At 72.7% G+C, this 25,402-nt stretch carries 19 protein-coding genes and 3 pseudogenes; 14 read left to right on the top strand and 8 right to left on the bottom strand.

Annotated features, from left to right (window positions below; genetic code table 11):
• The first annotated feature begins 9 nt into the window (after positions 1–9).
• From ACZ4YL_RS11040 to ACZ4YL_RS11070, 7 genes and pseudogenes are all read left to right on the top strand, one after another.
• Complete coding sequence (locus tag ACZ4YL_RS11040) at positions 10–2,439, top strand: SpoIIE family protein phosphatase (RefSeq protein ID WP_468115495.1); 2,430 nt, start codon at positions 10–12, stop codon at positions 2,437–2,439.
• Positions 2,394–3,353 (top strand): annotated as a pseudogene (locus ACZ4YL_RS11045) (ATP-binding cassette domain-containing protein); the annotation flags it as partial. The gene ACZ4YL_RS11040 and the pseudogene ACZ4YL_RS11045, both read left to right, overlap by 46 nt.
• Positions 3,350–4,162, top strand: a complete 813-nt coding sequence (locus ACZ4YL_RS11050) for an ECF transporter S component (RefSeq protein WP_468115497.1) — start codon at positions 3,350–3,352, stop codon at positions 4,160–4,162. The pseudogene ACZ4YL_RS11045 and the gene ACZ4YL_RS11050, both read left to right, overlap by 4 nt.
• A 72-nt stretch (positions 4,163–4,234) precedes the next feature.
• Entirely contained in the window at positions 4,235–5,305 is a 1,071-nt protein-coding gene (gene tsaD, locus ACZ4YL_RS11055) for a tRNA (adenosine(37)-N6)-threonylcarbamoyltransferase complex transferase subunit TsaD (RefSeq protein WP_468115499.1), read from the top strand.
• Positions 5,306–5,449: 144 nt separating this feature from the next.
• Positions 5,450–6,436: an ABC transporter substrate-binding protein gene (locus tag ACZ4YL_RS11060; protein ID WP_468115501.1), complete on the top strand. Its 987-nt coding sequence runs from the start codon at positions 5,450–5,452 to the stop codon at positions 6,434–6,436.
• Complete coding sequence (locus tag ACZ4YL_RS11065) at positions 6,433–7,536, top strand: FecCD family ABC transporter permease (RefSeq protein WP_468115503.1); 1,104 nt, start codon at positions 6,433–6,435, stop codon at positions 7,534–7,536. The genes ACZ4YL_RS11060 and ACZ4YL_RS11065 overlap by 4 nt, the downstream gene beginning before the upstream one ends.
• The gene (locus ACZ4YL_RS11070) at positions 7,533–8,399 is read left to right on the top strand and encodes an ABC transporter ATP-binding protein (RefSeq protein WP_468115505.1); all 867 of its coding nucleotides are present in this window, start codon (positions 7,533–7,535) and stop codon (positions 8,397–8,399) included. Before ACZ4YL_RS11065 ends, ACZ4YL_RS11070 begins: the two co-directional genes overlap by 4 nt.
• An 87-nt stretch (positions 8,400–8,486) precedes the next feature.
• Here the strand turns inward: ACZ4YL_RS11070 and ACZ4YL_RS11075 are convergent, their stop codons facing one another.
• Positions 8,487–9,170 (bottom strand): MerR family transcriptional regulator, encoded by a 684-nt coding sequence (locus tag ACZ4YL_RS11075; RefSeq protein ID WP_468115507.1) that lies wholly within the window; start codon positions 9,168–9,170, stop codon positions 8,487–8,489.
• A 140-nt stretch (positions 9,171–9,310) separates the two neighbouring features.
• Between ACZ4YL_RS11075 and ACZ4YL_RS11080 the strand changes: the two genes are divergently transcribed.
• Entirely contained in the window at positions 9,311–10,654 is a 1,344-nt protein-coding gene (locus ACZ4YL_RS11080; protein WP_468115509.1) for a YhgE/Pip domain-containing protein, read from the top strand.
• Positions 10,655–10,840: 186 nt separating this feature from the next.
• Here the strand turns inward: ACZ4YL_RS11080 and ACZ4YL_RS11085 are convergent, their stop codons facing one another.
• On the bottom strand, positions 10,841–11,542 hold the full coding sequence (locus tag ACZ4YL_RS11085; protein WP_468115511.1) for a hypothetical protein: 702 nt from the start codon (positions 11,540–11,542) through the stop codon (positions 10,841–10,843).
• Positions 11,543–11,683: 141 nt separating this feature from the next.
• Here ACZ4YL_RS11085 and ACZ4YL_RS11090 point away from each other — a divergent pair, with 141 nt between their 5' ends.
• Positions 11,684–12,628, top strand: coding sequence for a 5'-nucleotidase (locus ACZ4YL_RS11090; RefSeq protein WP_468115513.1), 945 nt, complete (start codon positions 11,684–11,686; stop codon positions 12,626–12,628).
• A gap of 17 nt (positions 12,629–12,645) precedes the next feature.
• Here the strand turns inward: ACZ4YL_RS11090 and ACZ4YL_RS11095 are convergent, their stop codons facing one another.
• The gene (locus ACZ4YL_RS11095; RefSeq protein WP_468115514.1) at positions 12,646–13,239 is read right to left on the bottom strand and encodes a TetR/AcrR family transcriptional regulator; all 594 of its coding nucleotides are present in this window, start codon (positions 13,237–13,239) and stop codon (positions 12,646–12,648) included.
• A gap of 130 nt (positions 13,240–13,369) precedes the next feature.
• Here ACZ4YL_RS11095 and ACZ4YL_RS11100 point away from each other — a divergent pair, with 130 nt between their 5' ends.
• Positions 13,370–14,845: an amidase gene (locus tag ACZ4YL_RS11100; protein WP_468115516.1), complete on the top strand. Its 1,476-nt coding sequence runs from the start codon at positions 13,370–13,372 to the stop codon at positions 14,843–14,845.
• A 47-nt stretch (positions 14,846–14,892) separates the two neighbouring features.
• A complete protein-coding gene (locus tag ACZ4YL_RS11105; protein WP_468115518.1) occupies positions 14,893–15,633 on the top strand; it encodes a ferritin-like domain-containing protein in 741 nt (246 codons plus the stop codon).
• Positions 15,634–15,670: 37 nt separating this feature from the next.
• Here ACZ4YL_RS11105 and ACZ4YL_RS11110 read toward each other — a convergent pair.
• Positions 15,671–16,473 (bottom strand): annotated as a pseudogene (locus ACZ4YL_RS11110) (helix-turn-helix transcriptional regulator).
• A 746-nt stretch (positions 16,474–17,219) separates the two neighbouring features.
• Here ACZ4YL_RS11110 and ACZ4YL_RS11115 point away from each other — a divergent pair.
• From ACZ4YL_RS11115 to ACZ4YL_RS11125, 3 genes and pseudogenes are all read left to right on the top strand, one after another.
• Positions 17,220–17,351: pseudogene (locus ACZ4YL_RS11115) on the top strand (NAD(P)H-dependent oxidoreductase); the annotation flags it as partial.
• Between the two features lie 41 nt (positions 17,352–17,392).
• Positions 17,393–17,773 carry a ferrous iron transport protein A gene (locus ACZ4YL_RS11120; RefSeq protein ID WP_468115520.1) on the top strand — a complete coding sequence of 127 codons (381 nt, stop codon included), beginning with the start codon at positions 17,393–17,395 and terminating at the stop codon, positions 17,771–17,773.
• A 23-nt stretch (positions 17,774–17,796) separates the two neighbouring features.
• A complete protein-coding gene (locus ACZ4YL_RS11125; RefSeq protein WP_468115522.1) occupies positions 17,797–18,198 on the top strand; it encodes a hypothetical protein in 402 nt (133 codons plus the stop codon).
• Here ACZ4YL_RS11125 and ACZ4YL_RS11130 read toward each other — a convergent pair.
• The 4 genes from ACZ4YL_RS11130 to ACZ4YL_RS11145 are packed head-to-tail and all read right to left on the bottom strand — an operon-like array spanning position 18,167 to position 25,399.
• Complete coding sequence (locus ACZ4YL_RS11130; protein ID WP_468115524.1) at positions 18,167–18,883, bottom strand: formyltransferase family protein; 717 nt, start codon at positions 18,881–18,883, stop codon at positions 18,167–18,169. The genes ACZ4YL_RS11125 and ACZ4YL_RS11130 overlap by 32 nt on opposite strands.
• The gene (locus tag ACZ4YL_RS11135) at positions 18,880–22,194 is read right to left on the bottom strand and encodes an amino acid adenylation domain-containing protein (protein ID WP_468115526.1); all 3,315 of its coding nucleotides are present in this window, start codon (positions 22,192–22,194) and stop codon (positions 18,880–18,882) included. Before ACZ4YL_RS11135 ends, ACZ4YL_RS11130 begins: the two co-directional genes overlap by 4 nt.
• Entirely contained in the window at positions 22,191–23,351 is a 1,161-nt protein-coding gene (locus tag ACZ4YL_RS11140) for an NAD-dependent epimerase/dehydratase family protein (protein WP_468115528.1), read from the bottom strand. The genes ACZ4YL_RS11135 and ACZ4YL_RS11140 overlap by 4 nt, the downstream gene beginning before the upstream one ends.
• Entirely contained in the window at positions 23,336–25,399 is a 2,064-nt protein-coding gene (locus tag ACZ4YL_RS11145) for a fatty acid CoA ligase family protein (RefSeq protein WP_468115530.1), read from the bottom strand. The genes ACZ4YL_RS11140 and ACZ4YL_RS11145 overlap by 16 nt, the downstream gene beginning before the upstream one ends.
• Positions 25,400–25,402 lie beyond the last annotated feature (3 nt).

The following is a 25,402-nucleotide window of genomic DNA, read 5'->3' on the forward strand; positions in this document are numbered from 1 at the left end:
GTACGGACAGTGACCAGTCATCGCTTCTCGTTCTGCGGGGCTGAGCTCGCCGCCGTCTACGTGGTCGCCGACCAGGGCAGGGAGCTCCATCTGGCCGAGCTGACCGGAAACCGCGGCGTCCTGTACGGGCTGCCGGCGATCCTCGCCGTGGCCGGCCATTCGCCCGCCGCCAATGCCTTCCGCTCCGGCCGCCCGCTGTGGCTGGCGCCCAAGGAACTCGCCGCGTTCATCGAGGAGGACCCCCACCACTTCCCCACCCGGGTGCGGGGCGGTCCGCCCAACTCTCCGGCCAGGATCTCGCTGGGCGCGCTGCCACTGGGACACGGGGACCAGGAGCTCGGGTGCCTGATCGTCGCCGGGCAGGCCGGGGACGGCTTCACCGCCGACGACCGCAGCCTTCTGGAGCTCTACGCCGACCAGGTGGCCGCCGGACTCGTATCGGCCGCCGCTCGCTTCGCCGGACGCAAGTCCCCGCAGGCCCATCTGGGGCAGTCGCTGGTGCCCGACCAGGGCGGCGCGTTCATCCTGGAACTGAGCAGCGGCCGGATGGAGGCCCACGCGCATGTGCTGGAACTGCTCGGTCTGCCTCCCGAGCAGTTCGACGGGCAGGCGGAGACCGTGCTCGCCTGTGCCGTCCCCGACGACATGCCCGCACTGATGGCGATCGTGGAGCCGGGCCGACTGGCCGCCACCGGACAGCAGCTGGCGTTCCGTATCCGCCGCCCGAACGGCGAGCTGCGCTGGCTGGGGCTGCGCTGCCGGGTGGAGGTGGACGCCGAGGGTACGCCGCAGCGCGTCCTGGGTGTGGTGGCCGATGCCACCTATCTGCGCCCCAGCGCCGACGAGGTCTCCCTCGTACAGCGGCTGTCGGCCACGCTGGCGGGAGCTGCGACCGTCCGCGAGGTCAGCCGCCTGGCGGTCGCCGCCCTGCGCGAGCCGCTCGGCGCCTCCCGGGTCGCGGTCGGCGAACTGGAGCCCGAACGGCTCATCGTCACCGCCCTCGACCCTCCCGAGCCCGATGCCTGGCCCGGGGTCTGGCGCTCCGAATGGCGGTCCGAGTGGCCCGACGCGCCGCTCAGCGACCTGCCCACCCTGCAGAGCGCGCTGCGTGGGGGGCATCTGAGCCTGTGGCCGCCGGGTGCGGCCCTCGAACCCGGTCTTCTGGGCGTCGGGCCCGGCGGCCTCGCGGTGGTGCCGCTGCCGGCCGAAGGCCGGATCGTCGGGGTGTGTCTGGTGGGGTGGGACGAGGAGCACCGGTTCGGACCGGAAGAGCGGTCGCTGCTGACAGCGACCGCGGGGCTGGTGGGGCAGGCTCTGATGCGCGCCCATGCGCTCGACGCGCGCCACGAACTCGCCACCATGCTCCAGCGCAGTCTGCTGCCCCGTAAGCTCCCGGAACTGCCGGGCGGGGTCGCCGTCGCCCGCTACCTGCCCGCGACCGCCGGACTCGAGGTCGGCGGCGACTGGTACGACGTCATTCCGCTCCGCGACGGTCATGTGGCCTTCGTCATCGGGGACGTACAGGGGCACAGCGCGGGAGCCGCCACCATCATGGGCCAGATGCGTACGGCGGTCAGGGCCTACGCGGTGGAGGGCCACCCGCCCGATGTGGTGGTCGCGCGGGCCAACCGGCTGCTCGTCGGCATGGAGACCGATCTGTTCGCCACCTGCGCGTATGTGGACCTGGACATGGAGGAGGGCATCGCCAGGGTCGTCCGGGCCGGCCATCTGCCGCCGATCCTGCGTCATCCCGACGGCGTCGCCGAGGAGATGGCGGTCGAGGGCGGGCCTCCGCTGGGGGTGCTCGCGGACGCGGAATTCCCCATGACCGAGGCGGGGCTGGTCCCCGGCACCTTGCTCGTGCTGCTGACGGACGGCCTGGTCGAGTCCGCCAGGCTGCCGCTGGAGGAGGGCATGCGGCGGGTGTGCGACGTGCTCGCGGCGGTCGACCCGGTCGATGTCGGAGCGGTGGCCGACGAATTGGTCGTCGGCGTGGGCCGTCGCGACGACGACGTGGCGTTGCTGCTGCTGCGCTACGACGGCCAGGGGGACCGGCCGATGCGGAGCCACTGGACGGTGTGGCGGCTGCCCGACGCGGTCCTGCACGCGCGCCGCTTCACCGCGCGCACCCTGCGGTCCTGGGGAGTGGTGGAGGAGCTCGACGAAGCCCTGCTGGTCGTGTCCGAGCTGGTCACCAACGCCATCGCGCACACGCAGGGCGAGGTGGGGATGGATCTGACCCTGTCGGCGGACCGGCTGCGGATCGCCGTGAACGACGCGTCGCCGCGCAGCCCCGTCAAACCGGTCTGGGTGAGCTGGGAGTCGACCGGTGGTCGCGGACTGCTCATCGTCGAGGCGACGACGGCGGCCTGGGGATCGGTGCCGCTCAGCGGCGGCAAGCAGGTGTGGGCCGAGATCCCCTGGCGCCGCGGTTCCTGACGCGCTGCGCAGGCGGCTCCCGGGGACGGGCCGGACAAGTCCTGGCCGCGGGCCGGGAGGGGGAGCGGGCTTGTAGACCGGTGCCCGATCGGCCGGTTCCCGCCGCGGATCCGGCCGAGCTGCTGAAGGCCCGTGGGGTGACGGTGACGTATCGGGGTGTCCCGGCCGTCCGCGCGGTCGACCTGCACCTGCGCGGCGGCGAGATCACCGCCCTCATGGGCCGCAACGGCTCCGGCAAGTCCTCCCTGTTGTGGGCCCTCCAGGGCTCCGGTCCCCGCAAGGCGGGCACCGTGCACATCCCCACCGAAGGGGGAGGCAAGGACGCCGACCCGCAGAACCTGTCCGCCGCCTGCGCCCGCCGCCTCATCGGTCTGGTCCCGCAGACGCCCACCGACCTCCTGTACCTGGAGAGCGTGAAGCAGGAACTCGACCAGGCGGATTCCGAATCCGGCGTCGGCACGGACGCCCCCACCGCACGCGAGATCCTCGACCGCCTCGCACCCGGGATCGACGACGCCACGCACCCCCGCGACCTGTCCGAGGGGCAGAAACTCGCCCTCGTCCTCGCCATCCAGCTGTCCGCCGCACCCAAGGTCCTGCTCCTCGACGAACCCACCCGCGGCCTCGACTACCGCGCCAAGGCGGAACTGATCCGCATCGTCGACGACCTGGCCGCCGAGGGCCGCGCCGTCGTCATCTCCACCCACGACGTCGAGTTCGTCGCCCGCGCCGCCGACCGTGTCGTGGTCATGGCCGAGGGCGACATCGTCGCGGACGGCCCGACCGGCGAGATCATCGTCGCCTCCCCCGTCTTCGCGCCGCAGACCGCGAAGATCCTCGCCCCGCTCCCCTACCTCACGGTCGCCCAGGTGGCCTCCGCCCTCCCCGACGACGAGACGGACCGGGCCCGATGACCACCGCCGCACGCACGGCCGCCATCCGTATCAACGCGCGGGCGGGTGTCGTCATCGCCATGGCCGCGTTCCTCGGGGTCGTCGCGTTCTTCTGGCCGTTCCTCGTCGCGCCCGGGAAGTTCGGTTCCCACTACGCCCCGCCGCTGATCTTCGGCGTACTGCTCGTCATCGTGCTGTGCGTGGTGATCTCCGAGATCGCGGAGGGCGGGATCAACTCCAAGGCCCTGGCCATGCTGGGGGTCCTGTCCGCCGTCAACGCGGCGATCCGCCCGCTGGGCGCGGGCACGGCCGGCATCGAGACGGTGTTCTTCATCCTCGTCCTGGCCGGCCGGGTCTACGGCCCGGGCTTCGGTTTCACCCTGGGCTGCACCTCGCTGTTCGCCTCCGCCCTCATCACGGGCGGGGTCGGGCCCTGGATGCCGTACCAGATGTTCGGCTGCGCCTTCGTCGGCATGCTCGCCGGCTTCCTCCCGAGGGCCTCGGGCCGCCGCGAGATCGTCATGCTCGCCCTCTACGGCTCCGTCTCCGGCTATCTCTTCGGCTTCCTCCTCAACCTCTCCTTCTGGCCCTTCTCCCTCGACCCCAACAACTCCATCGCGTACCTGCCGGGCCTGCCCTTCACCGAGCAGTTCCAGCGCTACCTCGCCTTCGACCTCGCCACGTCCCTGGGCTGGGACACCGGCCGCGCCGTCACCAACTTCATCTGCATCACCCTCGCGGGACCGGCCGTCCTGACCACCTTCCGCCGGGCCGCCCGCAAGGCCCGCTTCGAGGCCCCGGTCCGCTTCCGGCCGGGTGCACGCCCCTGACCGGATCAAACCATCCGCTTTATTGCCTATAGTTTGCAGTTGCGGATCTTGCGCAGGAAAGGGTGGAGAGCAGTGAGCGGACCTGTGGTGCTGGGGATCGAGTCGTCGTGCGACGAGACCGGCGCGGGAATCGTGCGGGACGGCGAACTGCTCGCGCACGTGGTGGCGTCGAGCATGGACGAGCACGCGCGCTTCGGCGGCGTCGTGCCCGAGATCGCCGCCCGCGCGCACCTGCACGCCTTCAACCCGGTCGTCCGCCAGGCCCTCGACCAGGCAGGGCTGCGGATGAACCAGATCGACGCGGTCGCCGTCACCACCGGGCCCGGCCTGTCGGGCGCGCTGCAGGTGGGCCTCGCCGGGGCGAAGACACTGGCGTACGCGGCCGGGGTCCCGCTGTACGGCGTCCACCACCTGGCCGGGCACGTCGCCGCCGACACCCTGGAACACGGGCCGCTGCCCGACCCGTGTGTGGTGCTGATCGTCTCCGGCGGCCACACCTCGCTCCTCCTGGTCCGGGACCTGGTCCGCGAGCCGATCCTGCACCTCGGGGACACCCTCGACGACGCGGCGGGCGAATGCTTCGACAAGGTCGCCCGGATCCTGGGCCTGCCGTATCCCGGCGGTCCCGCCATCGACCGGGCCGCCCGCGACGGCGATCCGAAGGCCGTGGCCTTCCCGCGCCCGCTGACCCGGCCCGGGGACGACCCGTACGCCTTCTCCTTCTCCGGGCTGAAGACGGCCGCGGCCCGCTGGGCCGAGAAGCACCGGCAGCGCGGTGCGGAGCCGCCGGTGGCCGACGGGGCCGCCGCGCTGCAGGAGGCGGTCGCGGACGTACTGACCCGCAAGGCTCTCGCGGCCTGCCGCGCGTACGACGTGAGGACGCTGATCGTGGTCGGCGGCGTGGCCGCGAACTCGCGGGTCAGGGCCCTCGCGGAACGCCGGTGCGCCTCGGCCGGCATCGAACTGCGCGTTCCGCCCATGACCCTGTGCACGGACAACGGCGCCATGATCGCGGCCGTCGGTGACCTGCTGGTCCGTTCCGGGGCGGAGCCGGCCCCGCTGAACGTGTCCGTCGACCCGTCCGCACCGCTGGAGTACGCCTCCCTGACCCCGCTCCCCGCCCCGCCGGTCGCCGTCCCCTGACGGACGATCCCTCCGCCGCCCCGCCGCCGACGCCCGCGTGCGTTCGGCGCAGCCGGCGCGTCCGGGGCGTCCGGGGCGGATCGCTGCGTGAAGTTCCGCGAAGTTCCGTGACCACCCGACAGACCCACTGAGAGGACCCACCACATGAGGGGCACACGCCCGCTGTCTTCGCTCCTGGCCGTGGCCGCCGTACTGCTCGTCCCGGCCTGTGGCGGCAAGGCCCAGGACCACACCGCCGCATCGGGACCCGGGGTGGAAGGGTTCCCCGTCACGGTGTCCAACTGCGGGGTGGAGAGCACCTACCAGCGGCCGCCGCAGCGCGCGGTGTCCCTGAACCAGCACGCCACGGAGGTCATGCTGGCGCTCGGGCTGGAGAAGTCGATGGTGGGCACGGGCTATCTCGACGACAAGATCCTGCCGGAGTACCAGGCCGCCTTCGACTCGGTGAAGGTGCTGTCGAAGCAGTACCCGTCCTTCGAGACCCTGCTGGCCGCCGAACCGGACTTCGTCTACGGCGGGTTCGGCTCCACCTTCGACGAGAAGGAGGGCCGCAGCCGTACCGCCTTCGCCAAGGCGGGGGTCAACACCCATCTCAACATCGAGGAGTGCCCGGCCGGGCCGGTGACCATGGCCACCGTCGACGAGGAGATCCGCACCGTCGCCAAGATCTTCGGCGTACCGGACCGGGCCGAGCAGCAGGTCGACCAGCTGCACGGCACCCTCGACCGGGTCGACGGCAGACTGGCCGGCGTCGCCCCGGCCAAGCTCTTCGTCTACGACAGCGGCGACAAGACCGCCTTCACCGCGGGCGGCAAGGGCATCGGCAACGAGCTGATCAAGCGGGCCGGCGGGGTCAACCTCTTCGCCGACGTGGACAAGGCCTTCGGCGACGTGTCGTTCGAGCAGGTGGCCGAGCGGGCCCCCGAGGTCGTCGTCATCTACGACTACGGCGACCAGCCCGTCGAGGACAAGAAGAAGTTCCTCCTCGCCAACCCGGCGCTGAAGGACGTCCCCGCGATCAAGAACCAGCGGTTCGCGGTGCTTCCGCTGTCGTCGACCGTGCTCGGTGTCCGCGTCCCGGCGGCCGTTGAGTCACTGGCCCGCCAGATCCACCCGGACCGGTTCCGGTGACCGGGCTGACGAAGGCCGGTGAGGCAGGCGAGGCGGTCGTCGCTCCGGCGGGAACCCCGGTGGCTGCCGCCCGCCGCCGGGCCGTCCCCTACGCCCTGCTGCTCGTCGCCCTGGGAGTCCTGCTGACGGCGACCTCGACGGCCGGTATCGCGATCGGTTCGATCAGCGTCCCGGCCGACCAGGTCTGGGGGATCCTGCTGCACCGGATCCACCCGGTCCTCGCCGAACCGGACTGGACCCCGGTCCGCGCGACGATCGTCGTCGACGTGCGGCTCCCCCGGGTCCTGCTGGCCGGCGTGGTGGGCGCGGGTCTGTCGGTGTCGGGCATGGCGCTGCAGGCCCTCGTCCGCAATCCGCTGGCCGATCCGATGCTGCTGGGGGTCTCGTCCGGCGCGTCGGTCGGCGCGGTCCTGGTCCTCGTGTTCCACGTGACCCTGTTCGGGATGTTCTCGCTGCCCATGGCGGCGTTCTGCGGAGCCCTGGCCGCCCTGGTCGCGGTGTACTTCCTGGCCCGCTCCGGCGGGCGGATGACCACCGTACGGCTGGTGCTGGCGGGTGTGGCCATGGCCGAGGTCCTCTCCGCGGTGGCCAGCTTCCTGATCGTCACCTCCAACGACCCGCAGAAGACGCAATCGGCCTTGCGCTGGATGCTCGGGGGGCTGGCCGGCACCACCTGGACGACGGTATGGATCCCCGTCGGCGCCGTGCTCCTCGGCACGGCCGTCCTGCTCGGGGTGTGCCGGTCGCTCAATCTGCTGCTGGCCGGGGAGGAGGCCGCAGCGGCCCTGGGGCTGGACGTCCACCGCTTCCGCGGCGCCCTGTTCACCCTGGTCGCCCTGATGATCGGCACCATCGTCGCGGTCAGCGGCCAGATCGGCTTCGTCGGGCTGATCATGCCGCACGTCGTGCGCCTGCTGGTGGGCGCCGACCACCGCCGCGCGCTGCCCGCCGCCGCCCTCCTCGGCGCGAGCTTCCTGATCGCCGCCGACCTGGGCGCGCGCACGCTCATGAGCCCGGAGGAGATACCCGTCGGCATCCTGACCTCCCTCGTCGGCGGCCCGTTCTTCCTCTGGCTGATGCGACGGAAGGCGGCACGATGACCGGCGGCACGATCACCGGCGGACCGATGACCGGCGGACCTGTGTCCGGGCTGCCCGGCGCCCTCGACGCCGAGGACGTCACGGTCGTGGTGAACGGCCGGACCCTGGTCGACCGCGTCTCCCTGCACGTGGCACCCGGTGAGGTGCTGGCGCTCGCAGGTCCCAACGGCGCTGGCAAGTCGACCCTGTTGCGCACGTTCTACCGGGTGCTGCGCCCCACGTCCGGACACGTCCTGCTGGACGGCGAGGACGTGTGGCGGATGCCCGGCAAGCGGCTCGCGCAGCGCCTCGCGGCCGTCCTGCAGGAGACCGCGGGCGACTTCGAACTCACTGTCTACGAGGTGGTGGCGATGGGACGCACCCCGCACAAGCGCGCCTTCGCGGGCGACGACGCCGACGACCGCGACATCATCATGGGCTCGTTGGAGGAGCTCGATGTCGCCGCTCTGGCGCACGCGCCGTTCGACCGTCTCTCGGGCGGGGAGAAGCAGCGGGTGCTGATCGCCCGCGCGCTCGCCCAGCGCACCGGGACGATGGTGCTGGACGAGCCGACGAACCACCTGGACCTGCGCCATCAGCTCGACGCGCTCCGGCTCGTCCGGAGGGTCGGGGTCACCGCCGTGATCGCCCTGCACGACCTCAACCTCGCCGCGTCCTTCTGTGACCGGATCTGTGTGCTGGACGGTGGCCGCGTGGTCGCGACCGGAACACCGGAGGAGGTCCTCACCCGGGACCTGCTGGCCGATGTCTACCGTGTCGAGGCGGAGGTGTCCCGGCATCCGGGCACCGGGATCCCGCGGGTCACCGTGGTCCCCGAAGCCCGCCGTGACGGCCGGCCCGTGGAGCGCCGTCACGCCCCTTGAGCGCTGTCCGCCCGTCGCGGGGCGGCGGGCGGACAGCATCCGGATCCCGCAGGGGCGGCACGCACGTGAACACCCCGCGTACGCGCGCTACCGGGGCGCCGCGTCCCCGCTGCCACCGCCGCGGCCGGCGCCCGCGACCCGGCGCCGGACCTGGTCCTCCTGCGCGAGACGCCGCAGGAGTTCGAACACCGGGGCGCAGATCGCGAAGACGATGACGGCCCGTTCGGCCAGGGCCACCGGGTCGTCCAGGCCGGCCGCGCGCTCCAGGTCCAGCCGGGCCACGGACTCCGCCAGCCTCGCGTAGGCGGCGAGTTCTCCCGGGGCGTACTGGGCGTCGAGTCGGCGCAGCTCCTCCAGCGCCGCCGTCAGTCCCTTCACGTGCGGTGAGGTGACGGGTGCCTGCCAGTCCAGCTCCGCGAGGAGGCCGGCCACCTCGGCCCCGGCGGTCGCGTCCGCCGGGGCTTCCTCCTCCTGGCGCGCGGCGCCCTGGACCGCCACCGGCACCGGGAGCGCGTAGCTGACCGCTCCGAGGGCGCTCTCCGAGCTGTGGGCCTGGTCGACGGCCCCGAGCACCTCACGGGTGGCGGCGATGGACAGGCCGCCGAGCGTGGTCAGCGCCTTGATCAGCCGCAGCCGCTGCGCGTGCTCCTCCCCGTACTCGGCCAGGGTCGCGGCCGTCGCCCGCCCTGCGGGCAGCAGTCCCTGCCGCAGGAAGTACTTGATGCTGGCGACCGGCACGCCGGTCCGCCGGCTGAGCTCCGAGATCTTCATACGGCTTCCCTGCTGGTCATGCGGTCCGGCATCGGGCATCCGGCGTCGGCGATTGGACACCACAGCAAGATACTGCCACTATCCAGTAACTGGATACCATAAGTATCCAGCCCTAGGAACGCAGCCGCACCGGAGAATCGATGCCTCATCCCACGCCCCCCTCCGTGCTCCGCCGACCCCAGCTGTGGATCGGAACGGGACTCATCGCCGCAGTGGTCTCGATGCTGTTCGCCCTGCTCTACGTCGGCGGCAACGTCAACCCCAAGGGCAACCTGCGCGACCTGCCCGTGGCCCTGGTCAACAGCGACAGCGGAGCGGAGATCAACGGCCGCCATGTCAACCTCGGCGAGCAGGTCGTCTCCGGCATCCAGAAGGCAGCCAAGGGCGAGAAGAGCATCGACTGGCAGGTCGTGAGCCGCGAGGAGGCCGACAAGCGGCTGGGCCGGGGCAAGGTCTTCGGCGCCCTCGTCATACCCGCCGACTACTCCGCCACGGTGGCCGGGCTCACCGCCCCGCAGCCCGCGCCCCAGGGCAAGGCCGCCCCGCCGACCCTGACCGTGCTGACCAACCAGGCCGCCGGCAGCATCGGCTCCTCCATGTCCTCCCAGGCCGCCCAGAAGGCCGCCCACGCCGCCTCCGCCCAGCTCGGCCAGGAACTCCTCAAGCAGGCCGGCGCCCAGAAGACCCCCCTCCCGACGGCTGCCCAGCTCAAGCTGGCCGACCCGGTGACCGTGAACGTCGCCGACGGCCATCCGGTCGGACCCCGCAGCGCCATGGGCCTGAGCGCCTTCTACTACGCACTGGTCCTGGTCGTCTGCGGCATGCTCGGCGCCAACGTGGTCAACTCCCAGGTCGACACCGCGCTCGGCTACCTGCACACCGATTTCGGCCCGATCCGCAAGCGCGAACCCGTTCAGCACACCAGCCGCGTCCGCACCCTGGCCATCGGCATCGCGCTCATGCTCGGCCTGTCAGTGGTGATGGGCACCCTGGTCGAGGTCGCCACGGTCGGCATCCTCGACATGGACGCCTCCCACCTCGGCCTGCTGTGGCTCTACTCGGTCGCCACCATCGCGGTGGTCGGCATCGGAAGCCTCGCCCTGTTCGCCGCCTTCGGCACGCCCGGCATGCTCCTGGCCACCATCGTCTTCGTCGCGATGGCCGTACCGTCCTCCGGCGCCACCGTGCCCGTCCAGGCACTCCCCGGGTTCTTCCGCGCCCTCGCCGAGTTCGAGCCCCTGCGCCAGATCACCGAGGGCCTGCGTTCCCTCCTCTACTACGGGGCCCAGGCCGACGCGGGCCTGACCCGGGCCTGGGCCTCGATGGGTGTCGCCCTCGTCGCCGCGCTGGTCTTCGGCTTCGCCGTCACCCGCTTCTACGACCGCAAGGGGCTGCACCGCATCCCCCGCCCCGGCGCCGAGGTCCCCGCCGAGAGCCCTGAGCCCCCGCAGTCTCCCGGGACCCCCGCCCCGGCCACGGCCTGATACGGCCTCCCGTCGCGGCACACCCGCCCCGCCCGTGCGTACCACCGGCCGTGCACCACGGCCGGACGCGCGGGCGGGGCGGGGCTGTTACGGGCCGGACCGTTCGGGGGAATCCCGCCGGTCAGCTGCGGGTGGCCGGTCCGTCGGGCAGGCGTCCTGGGTCACCGCCGACCGACCGCCGCGGCGTCACCGCCGGCGTACGAGCGCGGTCATCGCGGCAAGGTCCGCCTCCGAACGGGCGACCGGGAGCTTGGGCCAGAGCAGTTCGTACTCGGTCTGGATCCGGAAGACCTCATCGGCGAAGGAGCGCACGACCGCGCCGGTGACCGTGCCCCGCTCCGCGTGGTCGACGAACTGCCCACAGGCCTCCACGGCGCCTTCGCAGTCGTCGTCGAACTCGAACAGCGCACAGATCGCGTCGACGGCGAGGTCACGTGAGGTCAGATGGCCGATGCCGCAGTCGAGCCCGTCGTCATGAAGGTCGTCGGGGTACGGCGCACGGTGCCAGGAACCGTCCTCGAACCAGTAGACGCACCCGACCCTTCCTTGCTCCAGCAGGTCGTGCAAGCGGTCGTCGTGCACCCACCCGGGCGCCCCGGCGAGGAGATCGATCGGCGGCCGGTACTGCCCGACCTTGCTGGAATCGTCCTGCCCGAAGAGGACGGCGCGGCCGCCGCCGGCCCGGGTCAACACCCACCGGCTGCACGCGCCGTCGTCGTACCGCAGGTCGTTGCCGCCGTCGCCGCCGCCGCCGAGCCAGTACCCGTACCGGAAGCGTTCCTTCTCCTCCTCGGCATTCCAGGTCGCCGCGGCAAGCGCGGCCCAGCGCGCCCACAACACACTCGCTTCCGGAAGGTCCTCCGGCCGCCCCGGACGATGAATCTTCATGCCCACCACACTATCGGCGGCCGTTCGAATTCACTGACACGCGGCGGCCCGGTCGGCAGCGGTGGACCGGAAGACGTTTCCCGCATATGCCAAAGGGTGATAAGCATCCCGACGTTGCACATGTGCCGGCAGGGGGGCGCCATGAGGTACGACCTGTCCGATCGCCTGGTGGTGGGGATCGCCTCCAGCGCCCTGTTCGACCTGACCGACTGCGACGCGGTGTTCCGGGAGCGGGGCGAGGATGCCTACCGGGCCTTCCAGGAGACGCACGTCGACGAACTACTGGCCAAGGGAGTGGCGTTCCCCTTCGTCAGACGCCTGCTGTCGTTGAACGACCTCGCGGATCAGGCCGACCCCCTGGTGGAGGTCATCATCCTCTCGCGCAACGACCCCGACACCGGGATGCGTGTCATGCGTTCGATCAAGGCGCACAACCTGCCGATCAGCCGGGCGGTCTTCCGGCAGGGCCGCCCCTCGCACCCGTTCATGCCGGCGCTCAACATGTCACTGTTCCTGTCGGCCGACGGGCCTGACGTTCGGGACGCGGTCGCAGCCGGGCTGCCTGCGGGACACGTCCTCAGAACAGGGCGGATCGACGACGAGACCGACCCCGAACTCCGTATCGCATTCGACTTCGACGGAGTGGTGGCGAGCGACACGGCCGAGCAGGTCTACCAGAGCGGTGGTATCGACGCGTTCCGCGCGTACGAGGCCGGCCATGCCACCACCCCTCACGATCCGGGGCCGCTACGGGACTTCCTGGCGGGCATCAACCGCATCCAACGCCTTGAGGAACAGCGGCGCCGCAAGGACTCCGCGTACCGGCCCCGCCTCCGTGTGGCGCTGGTCACCGCTCGGGACGCCCCCGCTCATGAACGCGCCCTGCTGAGCCTCAAGAAGTGGGGGCTGCGGGTCAACGACGCCTTCTTCCTCGGCGGTATCGACAAGGCCGCGGTCATGAAGGCCCTCGACCCGCACATCTTCTTCGACGACCAGGTCGCCCATCTCAACGGCACCGCCCAAGGCACTCCGAGCGTCCACATACCCTTCGGACTGATCAATTCACCCCCTGCCGCGACGGACTGAGCGGCGGGCCGGACCGGTCACTCCCAGAGGCCGGCCAGGTGTTCGTGGAGGACGTCGTACGCCTCTTGCGGGGTGAGGTGGCCGATGAGGACGTGCGTGGTGAGGCCGTCCGCCAGGGCGAGGAGCGTGCGGGCCTCACGTTGCGGATCGAGGGGCACCGCACGGCCGGCGTCCTCGCGGGCTTCCGAGACGAGGTGGGTGAACGCCTCCTGCAGGGCCGCGTAGTTCGCCTTCAGCGTTGCCGAAAGTGCCTCACTGACAGCCGCCTGCGCGACGAAGGCGAGCCAGACCCTGGCCTCGGCGCGGTGCTCTTCCCGCAGCAGTGAGATCTCGGTGACCGCGTGACCCAGGGCGGTGCCGGCCGACTGGGCCGGGCTCCGGACGAGGCGGGCCCGTACGCGCTCACCGATCCGCTCGCCGATGTACCCGAGAGCGAACACGAGCATCTCTTCCTTGGTGCGGAAACAGCGCTGAACGGCTCCCATCGACACCTGCGCGCAGGCGGCGACGTCGCGCAGGGTCACGCCCTCCAGCCCGCGCTCGTCGGCGAGATGACAGACGGCCTCGGCGATGAGACGGCGTCGGCTCTCGTGATCGACCTGCCTGGGCATACCGGCCGCCTCCCTGTTCCACAGTGCTCCGCTTCGCAGCGCAGTTTATTCGATGCGGTCGTATCGAATCCAGGGGTACGCTTCGATACCGATGCAAGCGCATCGGTACGTGGACGAGGAAGGTGGGGCCATGCAGGACGCCCTGTGGAAGATGCCGGCCGCCGCACAGGCGGAGGCCGTGCGCACCGCGGAGGTTTCGGCCGTCGAACTGATCGACAGTCACCTCGATCGCATCGCCGAGATCAACCCGCAGGTGAACGCGGTCACCCAGCTCCTGGCGGAGCGCGCTCGTGAGGCCGCGGCACAGCTGGACCGCCGGCGGGCCGCAGGTGTTGCGCTGGGGCCGCTCGCGGGCGTGCCCTTCACGGTGAAGGAGAGCACCGCCGTCGAGGGCGTGCCGACCACGTTCGGCACGGAGCGCTTCCGCGATCTGGTGGCGCCCGCCGACGCACCGCCGGTGGCGCGGCTGCGCGCGGCCGGGGCCATCCCCATCGGGCACAGCAACATCCCCACCCTGATCCTGGCGGGGATGCACACGCGCAGCGAGCTGTTCGGCGACACGGTCAACCCGTGGGACAGCAGCCGTACGCCGGGCGGCTCCAGCGGGGGCGACGCGGTGGCCGTCGCCACGGGCATGGCGGCGCTCGGACTCGGCAACGACTCCGGCGGGTCGGTGCGCATCCCGGCGCAGTTCTGCGGTGTGGCCGGGCTGAAGCCGTCCACGGGCCGGTTCCCCGCCGACCACCGCGCTCTCGGCCCGGACGACCCCGGCCCTGCGTCACAGATGCTGGTCACCGACGGCCCGCTGGCCCGGAGCGTGGGCGACCTGAGGCTCGCTTACGAGGTACTGGCCGGAACCGATCCGCGAGACCCGCGCGCCGTACCGGTGCCCGCCTACGGCGAACCGCTCCCCGGACGCGTGAAGGTCGCGGTCGTGGCGGACCCCGGCGGGCACGGCGTCCACCCGACGGTGCGGGGAGCCGTCGCGGCGGCGGCCGACGCGCTCCGCGACGCCGGATACGACGTGCGGGAGGTGGAGGACGTGCCGCGGCTGGACGAGGCCCTCGACGCCTACGGCCGGATCGTCGTGAGCGAGTTCGCCCCGACCTGGCCGGTCGTGCGCACGCTGCTCGGCAAGGGCGGTGACCGCTATGTCGAGATGATGATGGAGCGGACCCCGCCCGTGAGCGCGGACGCGTTCATGAAGCTGATGGGCACCTGGCTGAACATCCGCCGCTCGTGGGCCGAGTTCCTCGACGAGTACCCGCTGTTGCTCGGCCCGGTCTTCACCGAGCCGCCGGTCGAGCCGGGGCTGGAGTCGCGTGACAGGCCGGGCAGGGACCGGGTCGGGTCGGGGATGCGCCTGTGCACCGTGACCAGCTTCGTGGGTGTGCCCGGTGTGGCAGTACCGACCGGAACGGCCGACGGGCTCCCCTGCGGAGTCCAGATCGTGGGGCGGGCGTTCCGTGAGGACCTGTGCCTGGACGCGGCCCAGGCGATCGAGGACCGGCTCGGAGTTCTCACCCCGGTCGACCCGCGCACGTGCGGCCCACGCGCGTACGGTCCGCGCGCGTACGGTCCGCGCCGTTCTGTTACGTGGCCATGACATTCCGACACTTTTGAACACGATCAACAATCGCTAGATTATTGAACATGATCAAAAGCGAGTACGGGGCATGGGTGGGCGAGTTCGAGGCCGAGCGGGAGCGCCGAGCGGCCCTGGGCGATCCCGACTGGGGAAAGGGCGCTCGGTTGCCGGCCGAGATCGTCCGCAGCATCCAGAAGTTCCAGGTCGGCGAGGACGGCGACGGCTCCGCGCTCTCCGGCAAGGCCGACCTCGCGGGTGACCCGGTCTACTCCGAGGCGGTCCGGCTCTTCATCGCCGAGGAACAGAACCACGCGCGGATGCTGAAGCTGCTGCTGGCGGCCGGCGGGGCCGGCACCCTTGACGGGCACTGGAGCGACGCGGCCTTCGTCCGGGTCCGGCGGCTCCTCGGACTGCGGGTGGAGCTGCTGGTGTTGATGATCGCCGAGGTGGTGGCCCTGGGGTATTACCAGGCCCTGCGGGACGGCGCCACCGATCCGCTGACCACCGAGGTCGCGGGCCGGATCCTGGCGGACGAGGAGCGGCACGTCCCCTTCCACTGCCTGCGCCTGCGGGAGGGGCTCGCCGGGCTGCCCCGGCCCGCCCGCCGCGCGGTGACCGCCGGGTGGCGCGGGCTGCTGGCCGGCGCCGCCACCCTGGTCGCGGTGGATCACGGTCCGGCCTTGCGGACCCTGGGGGTGGGCCGCGGCGCCTTCGTCGCGCAGACCCTGCGCTCCTCCGGGTGGATGGCCCGCGCGATGTCGGGCGGCCCGGTTCCCGCACCGGCGGAGGTGGGCGCGGGCGTATGACCTGGGGGGCGCCTTGCCGGTCAGGCCGGGCCGGGTGTCAGACCGGCGCGAGGGGCGGCCGGGGACGGTGCGGGCGGTGTGGCCGCTGCGCGTCACCGCCGTCCCTGCCCAGGCTCGCGAGCAGGCGCAGCCCGTCCTCGGCGGGGCTGCCCGGGGGCGCGGACAACACCAGCAGTTCCATGCCCGATTCGCCTGGCAGCGCGAAGTTCCGCTGGTGCAGTTCCAGCAGTCCGACCAGCGGGTGCCGGTACGCCTTGCGGCCGTGCGTGCGGACCCAGAGGCGGCGGAAGCGCTCGCTGCCCACCGGCCGGCCAGGCGCAGGTGCCCGACCGCGTCGAGGGTGCCGTGGTCCCAGTCCGCGTAGAGGCCGCGCTCAGCCTCTTCGAGGAAGATGTGCCGGGCGGTGTTCAGGCCCGGCATCGGCCGGCCGAAGAGGAGCCCGGCGAGGCGGTTCCCGGCGAGCACGTCCAGCCGGTGGTTCATGACCGGCGCGGGCGCGCCGGCCACCAGGCCGAGAACGCGCAGCACCTCCGGCCGGACCCGCCCGCCCGGCGCCTTCGTCCGGCGGCGGGGCTGCCCGGCGAGCCTGCAGAGGTGATCACGGTCGGTCCCGTCGAGGCCGAGGACGCCGGCGAGCACGTCGAGGACCTGTTCGGAGGGCTGGGGGTCGCGCGGCCCTGCTCCAGGCGTACGGAGTAGTCGACGCTGACACCGGACAGGTGCGCGACCTCCTCCCGGCACAACACCCGCAACCCGTCGGCGGCTGTCGGCGGGAGTGCCGGCGACAGCCGGGTCGACCCGGGCTCGCCGGGTCCACAGGAAGCCCGCAAGATCATCCATGCCCCCAGCATGGCCTCGGCGATGCCCACGAGGGTGGCCCTGTCGATACCAGGAAGTCCGGTCCGGCGGAAGAAGCGCCCCTGAACGCCGAGCGCCGCGACGTCCAGGATCAAGGCATCCGATCCGAAGGAGTTCCCGCATGAACTGGAAGGCGGTCGTGGACGCCGCGGACTACGGCCCCCACGTCTCGAACCCGCTGAACCACTGTTCCTTGCATCCTCCAAATGTTGCCTCCAGTATGTCTGCCGGCGGGACCGAGCCGCGGCGAACGGACTGAGCCGCAAGTCAGATGCCACGGCGCAACCGTCTCTGGCAGGATCACCGCATGACGTTCTACAGAAAGGCCCATGCCGCGTAGACGGCCCGGGCGTGTCCGCGCCGAGCAGGTGCCGCGGCCGCAGCACCTGCCTACCAAGCAAGTCTCCATCGCCGGCCTGTCCGCGCCTGCTCTGGCCGAAGTTGCCAGGGTCGAGCGGAGCCGGAACTACCTGTGGCCTGGTGTCACGGCTGAGTCCGTGCGGATTTGGCGAGGGTTCGTGCGGGACCCGTACCGCAACCTCTGGAGTGAGTACGAGGACGGCGGCTGCAGTGTGTGGGAATGCTGCGGAAGTCCCTTCGAGGCACGGGAGTTCTTGGATGCCGTGATACACGGCATGTCCCGGCGCCGAGCTCGCGAGCTTCGATTGCTCGTAGACCGACTCGACAACTCGTGCTGAGCGAGTTCAGTCAGGACGTTGTACGTCAAGCTGAGGACCGCCCGGGACTCGGGACGGGCCTTCGACGCCGGGACGCTCACCCCGGACGTCCTCGCCGAGCAGGAGAAGCTGGTGTGGGCGGACACGATCACCTTCCGGTTCCCGCTGTGGTGGTACACCCTTAACCGGTGGCTTCGGCGATCTTCCCGGGGCAGGCTGGGCACATGGTTGCATCTTCCTCCGCCTCGACGAACTCAGATGACCGACAGGCCGTCGAACACATCAGGGGCCGCTCCCTGCCCCAGGACTGGCTGGCCGCCGCGCTGGCTATGGGCAGCCGGGTCGTTGTCGTCCGCGATCCGCACGGGGACGGCCGCCCCTGGCGGAACGAGTTCCTGGGCACGATCGACGATATGGGAGCGCCCGAGCTCGTGGAGAACTCCCATGCGCGTGCCGGGGAACTGGCCTACTGGGTCGTCTTCGACGAGCCGCAGTACGACAGCGACGGGGACGGCCCGTACCACAAGGCCCTGATCTGGGACCGATATCTGCGGCCCGAACCCCCTCTCCCCGGTTCGGCCTCGAACGGTCCCCGAAGCGGGTAGCCGGTCTGCGCTAGCTTCACCCCATGAATTCATCGGCACAGGTGTACGACAGAGAGTTCCGTGTGCGCGGCCTGCGCGAGCAGGGGTGGGGGCGGGGATTGACGGCCGCGGCCGCCGTCATCTGGCTCTGGGTGGCCTACCTGCTCGTCTTCCCCTTCAGCATCGACCGCGGCGAGAACTCCGAGCCCATCGAGTGTGACTCCCGCGCCTTCCACCAGGACACCGAATTCACGGTGTCGTACCAGAAGGACGAGGGCGAGCGCTGTGACGCCGAGCGCGACCTGGGCCCGATACTTGCCGCATTGCTGCTCTCCCTCCCTCTGGCCACGGTCGGCACCGGACTGTACGTCTCCGGTACTTCGGCGGTCCGCACCGCCGCATACGCCGCCGAGATCACTCGCCTGAACACCCCCGGGGAGGTCTGAGCGAGGGCGGGCGGGACAGCGCCCGGGCGATCTCGGGCGCGTGGGCGGCGAAGGGGCCGAGGTCGGTGGCGCGGGGGTAGGCGGGGTGGTCGCGATAGGTGTCGAGCCGGTCCAGGGCGCGCAGGCCGTAGTACGCGGACGGTTCCGCCGCCGCGGTGCGTGCGGGTAGGGCGGTTCCGGCGGTGACCGCCGGGAGGGTCTCCTCGAACAGGGCCTGGCAGGCACGGATGCCGCGGAGCATGACCTGGTGGTAGCGGTCCTCGGGCCCGACGGGGAAGCGGCGTTCGGCCAGGACCGGACCGGTGTCGATGCCGGTGTCGACCTCGTGGACGGTGGCGCCGTACTCCGTGTCGCCGTGCAGCAGGGCGAACAGGACGGCAACCGAGGGCAGTCCGCGATGCCGCGGCAGCAGTCCGTTGTGGATGTTCAGGATGCGCAGGCCGTCGGCCCGGAGCAGGGGCTCCCGGAAGATCTGCCGGTTGTTGAGGGACCAGACGATGCCGTCGGAGCAGGCCCGGGCCAGGGTGTCGGCGTGGGCGTTGACGTCCACCCCCGCGAGGTGGGGCGCGTCGGCGGCCGCGGCGTCCAGCGGGTCGACGGAGCAGACCAGGTCGACCGGGTGACCGCGGGTGGCCGCGTGGGTGACGGCGCGGCGGAGCAAGGCTCCCTCTCCTACGAAGATCATGCGGACGCCTCCTCGCGGGCGGCGGTCAGGTGCTCGCAGACCTGCTCCAGCGTCAGGTTGCGTACGAGGCAGTCGAGACGGCCGGTGAACCGCTGGGCCTGACCGGGGGTCAGCAGATCCGCGGAGACGGCGCTGAGCATCTCGACGAGGGCCAGGGAATCGCCGCCGAGGGCGTGGAATTCGGAGTCCGCCGACAGCAGCGCGCCGTCGACGCCGAGGATCTCCGCCCAGTGGTGCCTGACACGTGCCTCCACGGTGACGGTTGCCGGTGTGGGTGCGACCGGTGTGGAGGGGGCGAAGGGGTCGGGGAAGGCGTCGAGATCGGCCTTGCCGCTGACCGTGCTGGGCAGGGTGTCCATCACGAGGACATGGGCGGGGACGAGGTACGCCGGGAGTGTCCGGGTGAGCTCGGTCCGCAGGGCGCCGCCCAGCTCCCCGCCCAGGTCCCCGTCCACCGCGGGATCACCGGCGTGCGGCAGTACGTACGCGCAGAGCACGGCCGCCGTGGAGCGCGGGCGGCGGCGGGGTACGACGACGGCGCGGTGCACGGCCGGGTGGGCTTCGAGGGCGGCGACGACCTCGGCGGGGTCGACGCGGTGCCCAGCGATCTTCACCTGCTCGTCGATGCGCCCGGCGAACTCGACCGCTCCGTCGGCCAGTCGGCGCCCGAGGTCACCGGTGCGGTAGGCGCGGACGCCGTCGGATCCGGTGGTGAAGGGTGAGGGACGGCCGTCGGACGGACCGAGGTAGCCGCGGGCCACCTGGATCCCGCGTACGACGATCTCGCCGGTGCGACCGGTGTCGCCCGGTCCGCTGCCGATGGTCTCGCCGTCCTTGGTGACGAGGTCGACCCGGGCGTACGGGCCGGGGAGGCCGATCGGGACGGTGGCGCCGTTCTCGCCGCCGTGCACGGTGTGGGCGAGTACGGCGACGGTCGCCTCGGTGGGCCCGTACGCGTTGATCACACGGCAGTCGGCCCCGAAGGCGGCGTGCGCGGACCGTACGGCGGTGGGGGTGAGGGGCTCGCCGCCCAGCAGGAGGGTGCGCAGGCGGTGCGCGGGGCCGCTGCCCGTGCCGCCGAGAAGGGCGAGGTGGGAGGGGGTGAGTGCGAGGGTGTCGGCGCGGTGCTCGGCGACGAGCTCGCGCAGGGCGGCGGGCGAGGGCGTGCCGGGGGCGAGGACGGCCGTGCCGCCGGCCAGCAGGGGCAGGAAGAGGGGGAAGCACGAGATGTCGAAGGCGTAGGAGGAGGCGAAGCCGAAGCGCGTGCGGCCGGTGACCTGGCAGACGCCGGTCATCCAGCGGACGAATCCCATGAGGCTTCCGTGCTCGATCTGCACGCCCTTGGGGCGGCCGGTGGAACCGGAGGTGTGGATGACGTACGCGAGGTCCGCGGGCCGTACGTCCGCTGCGTCCTCCGTTTCCGTGTCCGGGCCGGGGGCAGGGCCGTCGAGGAGATCCTCGACCGCGAGCAGGGTGCCGGGTACGAAGGGGGCGAGGTCCTCGGCCAGGTGTCGTCCGGTCAGGCAGAGACCGACGCCGGCCCTCTGGAGGATCTCCTGGATCCGCACTCCGGGATGGCCGGGGTCGAGCGGCACGTAGGCGGCGCCCGCCTTGAGGACGCCCCACAGGGCGCACACGCCGGCGGACGTACGGTCGACGACCAGTCCCACCAGGTCCTCGCGTCCTACGCCGCGCCGCCGGAGCCCGGCCGCGACGGTGTCGGAGCGCCGGTCGAGTTCGGCGTACGTGACCACGCCCTCGGGCCCGTCGAGCGCGGGCGCGTCGGGGGTGCGGGCAGCCTGGGCGCGGAAGGCGTCCACGACGGTGAGTTCGGGAACCGCCGGGTCCGGGACCGCCGGGTCCGGGACCGCCGGGTCCGGGACCGCCGGGTCCGGGACCGCCGGGTCCGGGACCGCCGGGTCCGGGACCGCCGGAGCCGGCTGTGCCGCCTGCGGTGCGGGGCCCATGGCAGCGGCGTCCGCCTCGACGGAGAGGTGCGCCGGAGATGCGGTCGCCGGACCCGCCACCGCACCGCCCTCGGGGCGGACCTCCGCAGCCGTACCCTCGGTTTCGAGGCCGGCCAGGACGGTGTCCAGCAACCCCGCGGCGCGGGCGGCGAGGTCCGGGCCCCCGCCGCGGACGCCGAGCGTGATCTCGGTCGCCGTTCCGCTCTCGGCGGCGACCAGGGAGAGCGGGACCAGTGGGGCGTGCACCGGCAGTGCGTAGGCCGTGGACGCCGTGAAGCCGCCGCCGGAGAACTCCGCCAGGTCCAGGCGGCCGAGGTGGGAGACGACGGCCGAAGCGAGGTGGCGGTCGGTGCGTGACGCCACGGCCTGGGCGGTGCGCAGCAGAGCGGCGGTCACGGGCCGCGGCAGCGGTGCGAGGGCCGTTTCGAACCCGGCGGCGAGTTCGCGGTTCCCGGCCAGGGAGGTCAGCAGGCGGGTGTGCGCGGCCGTCCAGTCCTCCCCGGGGCGCAGGTCCAGGAACAGCGGCAGGCTCAGGTTGCCCGTGGCCGCGATCCCGGGGCGGTGGCGGCGCAGGTCGACGGGGACCATGACGCGGGTGTCGAGCCCTGCGGCGTCGGTCAGGGCCTGGGCGAGGCGGGCGGTGAGCGCGGGATGGCGGCCGGGCAGGGTGCGGCGCAGCCACAGCGTCCGGAGCGCGCGGCCGCCTCCGTCGGCCGGGCCGAGCGGGGAGCGCCGGGGAGGCGTCGGCGTGGGCCGCGTCCTGGTGCTGCCGAGCCGGCGCAGCAGCCCGGCGTCGGTGTCCGCGTCGAGCGCGGGCCGGGCGGGCTCGCCGCGCAGGGCTCGGAAGACCTCCCGTACCCAGGTCAGGGCGCCGTGACCGTCCATCATGGCGTGCGAGACGCTGAAGACGACGGTGGTGGCCGCCGTCCCGTCGGCGCCGGGCACGACCAGCACCTCGCAGCCCGGCGGCTCCGTCCGCCGCGACGGCCCGGCGGGCAACGCGTACGTCCCCGGCGCCGAGTCGGCGTACGCACCGGCGCGCGGTACGTCGTACCGCGCCTGCGGCGGCGGTCCCCCGGCGCTCCACATCGCCCCGGCGTGCACGAGCCGTGACCCCGGGCATGACTCGGCGGCCCGTGCCAGGGCTGCCTGGAGGTCCTGGGGGGCGGGTACGCCGTCGCCCTCGACGACGATGCGCAGGGCCATGGCCCCGCGGGCGTCCCCGGCGGAGAGGTAGAGGCGTTCGGTGGGCGACACCGGACGCCGGTAGCGGACACCGGTGCCGACACCGACACCGGAATCGGTGCCGGTGTCGGCACCGGCATCGACCTGATGGGAGGTCATGACTTCGTGGTCCCTTGTTCGGTGTGGTCGGGTGCGGGGTGGCGGGCCGGTGCGGCGGTGCCGGTGGAAGCGGCCGGGCCGTCGGCGGTCCAGGCGGCGACGCCGCCCACCTCGTTCACCCACTCCCGCAGTGCTCGCAGCCCGTCGGCCTGGGTGCGCGGGGCCGCGTAGCCGAGGTCGTGGCGGGCGGCAGCGGTGTCGTACGTCGCCGAGCGGGTCAGCAGCGCCATCATGTAGCGGCTCAGCGGCGGAGCCGCGTCCGTGCCGCCTCCCCCGCTGCCTCCCCCGCCCGCGGACCGGCGGCGCAGGTGCCAGCCCGTCTCGACCGCCGCGGCCAGCCCACGGCCGAGGACGAGCGGGATGCGCGGGGCGGGCGGCGGGCAGTCGAAGAGGGCTCCGACCCGGGCCAGGAACGGCCACAGGTCCGTCTCCTCGCGGTCCGCGACGAAGTAGGCCTTGCCGCCGACCCGCCCGGCGGGGGCGAGCGCGGCCCGCAGGCAGGCGTCCACGGCGTTGTCGACGTGGCAGAGCGAGACCAGGACCCGTTTGCCGCCCGACAGGTCGGGCAGCCGGCCCGCGCGCATGGCGTCGACCATGCGCGGCAGGAATCCGGCGTGGTCGCGCGGCCCCCAGATGCCGCGCGGGCGCAGCGCGCAGGTGGTGAACTCCGGTCCGTCGGCGGCTCGTACGTGCTGTTCGGCGATCGCCTTCGTCTCGCAGTAGAGGTTGAACCACCGCTCCGGGTACGGGGTGCTCTCGTCGATGCCGAGCCGGTCGCCCTCCCGTACCCGCATCAGCGCGCTCGGGCTGGAGACGAACACGAACCGCCGTGCCCCCGCCGACCGCGCCGCCGCCAGCAGCCGCTGCGTGCCGGTGACGTTGGCGGCCTCGAACTGCGCGCGGCTGCCGTGGTCGACGACCCGTGCCGCGCTGTGCAGGACCGCCTCGCAGCCCTCTGCCGCCCGCCCGAGCGAGTCGCCGTCGGTGAGGTCGCCGGTGACGACCTCGACTCCGGGCAGGGAGCCCAGTCGCACGGCGTCCCTGCCGGGGCGGACCAGGGCGCGGACCTGATGGCCGTGGCGCAGGGCGCCGTCGACCAGGTGTCCGCCCAGGAATCCGGATGCTCCGGTGACCAGGATCTTCACAGCGCCCGCCACCAGGTCGCGCCGTAGAGCATGGTGCGCCCGACCACCGAGGCGGTCCCGTGTCCGGCCTCCCGGCCGCGCGGCAGCGCGAGCGGGATCTGCGCGGCGTGCACGCCGATGCTGAGGAAGGCGTCGATCCACCACAGCCACCGCAGTACCGGGAGGTCGGGGACGTCCCCGGTCGCTGCCCACACCGCCCCGCCGACGAGGTACGCCCATCCGGCGAGCGGCACGATCCGGGCCGCCCGCCGGCCCGCGGACGACGCGGGCCGGGCCTGCTGCCGCTCGGCCCAGCGGGCCAGCTCCTCGCGGCCGATCTTGGCGTTGTGCCGGATGTCCACCGGGAAGCCGGGGTGGCGCAGGAACTCCTGGAGGCCGGTGGTCGGGGCGTGTTCCTCGGCCATCGTGCGCAGCTCGGCGACCAGGTTCGTCCACGCGCCTTCGTCGAGCGCCGTCCCGTCCGCCCCGGTCTCGGTCTCCACGCAGATGACCGGCCGTTGCGCGCCGGCCGGCCCGATGCCGACCAGGGCGGTGCGCCGGACCAGGGGGTGGGCGTTGAAGACTCCCTCGCAGCGCACAGTGTGCAGGTCCCGGTGGCTGGTGCGGACCCGCTGGGCCGAACGCCCGCAGAACCACAGGCGTCCTTCGGCGTCGAGATGGCCGAGGTCGCCGGTCCGGTGCCAGATGCGGGGGGCTTCGCCGTCGGGGCGTTCCTCGGTCGCCTTGTGCGCGGCGTCGGACTGCGGGGCCCGGTGGTAGCGCCGGCTGACGGACTCGCCGTGGACCAGGATCTCGCCGACGCGCCCGGCCGGCAGGCCGGTCGCGGAGTCGAAGCGGGCGAGCGGGCCGTCGGTGACGGGGGCGATGGCCACGCGGGTGCCGGGGACGGGCCGGCCGACGCAGGTCCCTTCGCCCGCGGCGGCACCGGCCGCGGTACCTGCCGCAATACCGCCGTCTTCGCGCCCCGTGCCGGCCTCGTCGTCGCCGAGGATCTCGGCCGCCTCGATCGAGGTGATCGGCAGGACCTCCGTGGCCCCGTAGGTCACATGGATCCGCGCCTTCTCGTCGAGGACGGAGCGCAGCGCGGCCACGACCGCATCGGGCACCGGGGCCCCGCCGGAGACGACGCAGTGCAGGTCGGGCAGCGGGTGGCGGCCGCGGGCGGCGCCGGTGAGGTGCCCGGCCAGGTTCCGCAGCAGGGCGGGCGAGGCGAACATCGTGGTGACGCGGAAACGTTCCAGCGCGTCGACGAGCAGCGCCGGGTCCGCCTGGGCGACCCGGGCGGGCGCGAGCGGCGCCAGGACCAGGGTGGATCCGTAGACCAGGTCGAGCACCCCGTAGAAGGGCAGGGTGACCAGGGAGACGTCGTCGCGCGTGCGGCCGTGGACGGCTTCTATCTGGCGGGCCATGGACAGCGCCATGCGGTGGGTGTATTCGACTCCCTTGGCGGGGCCCGTGCTTCCGGTGGTGAAGCCGATCATCAGCAGGTCGTCCCCGCCGGCCGGCGCGGCAGCGTCCGCGTCCGCGTACGTCCCGGTCGCGGGGGTGGTGCGCAGCGCGGCCAGCGTGTGGCCGCGGCCGAGCCGGCGCCGTCCCAGGGTGACGGGCACGCGTACCCCGGCGAAGGTACGGCGGCCCAGGACGCGCACGAGCTGGGCGAGGGGCGGCCCGATGAACGCCTCCGCCCCCACGGCCCGGTAGCAGTGCAGCATCCGCCGTACGCCCATGCCGGGATCCACGACGACCGGCACGGCTCCGACCCGGAACAGCGCGAAGCAGAGGGCGAACAGCTCCGGCCCGGGTGGGGCCATCAGCACCGTCCTGGTGCCCCGGGTGATCCCGGCGCGCCTGAATCCGCGGGCCAGCTCCTCGACGGTCTCCTGCAACTCACCGTAGGTGAGGGTGGCGTAGCTGCCGGAGCCGCGGCCGTCGGGGTGGATGACGGCCGGCTTGCCGGGAAAGGCGCGGGCGTTCCGCTCGAGCCATCCGGCGACGCTGTCCGTGCCGGTGTCCTGCTGCTCCACGGCGGGGCCGCCGCCGGTCGGTATCGTCTGCGGCACGGG

It is taken from the genome of Streptomyces sp. NPDC030021, from assembly GCF_055574035.1.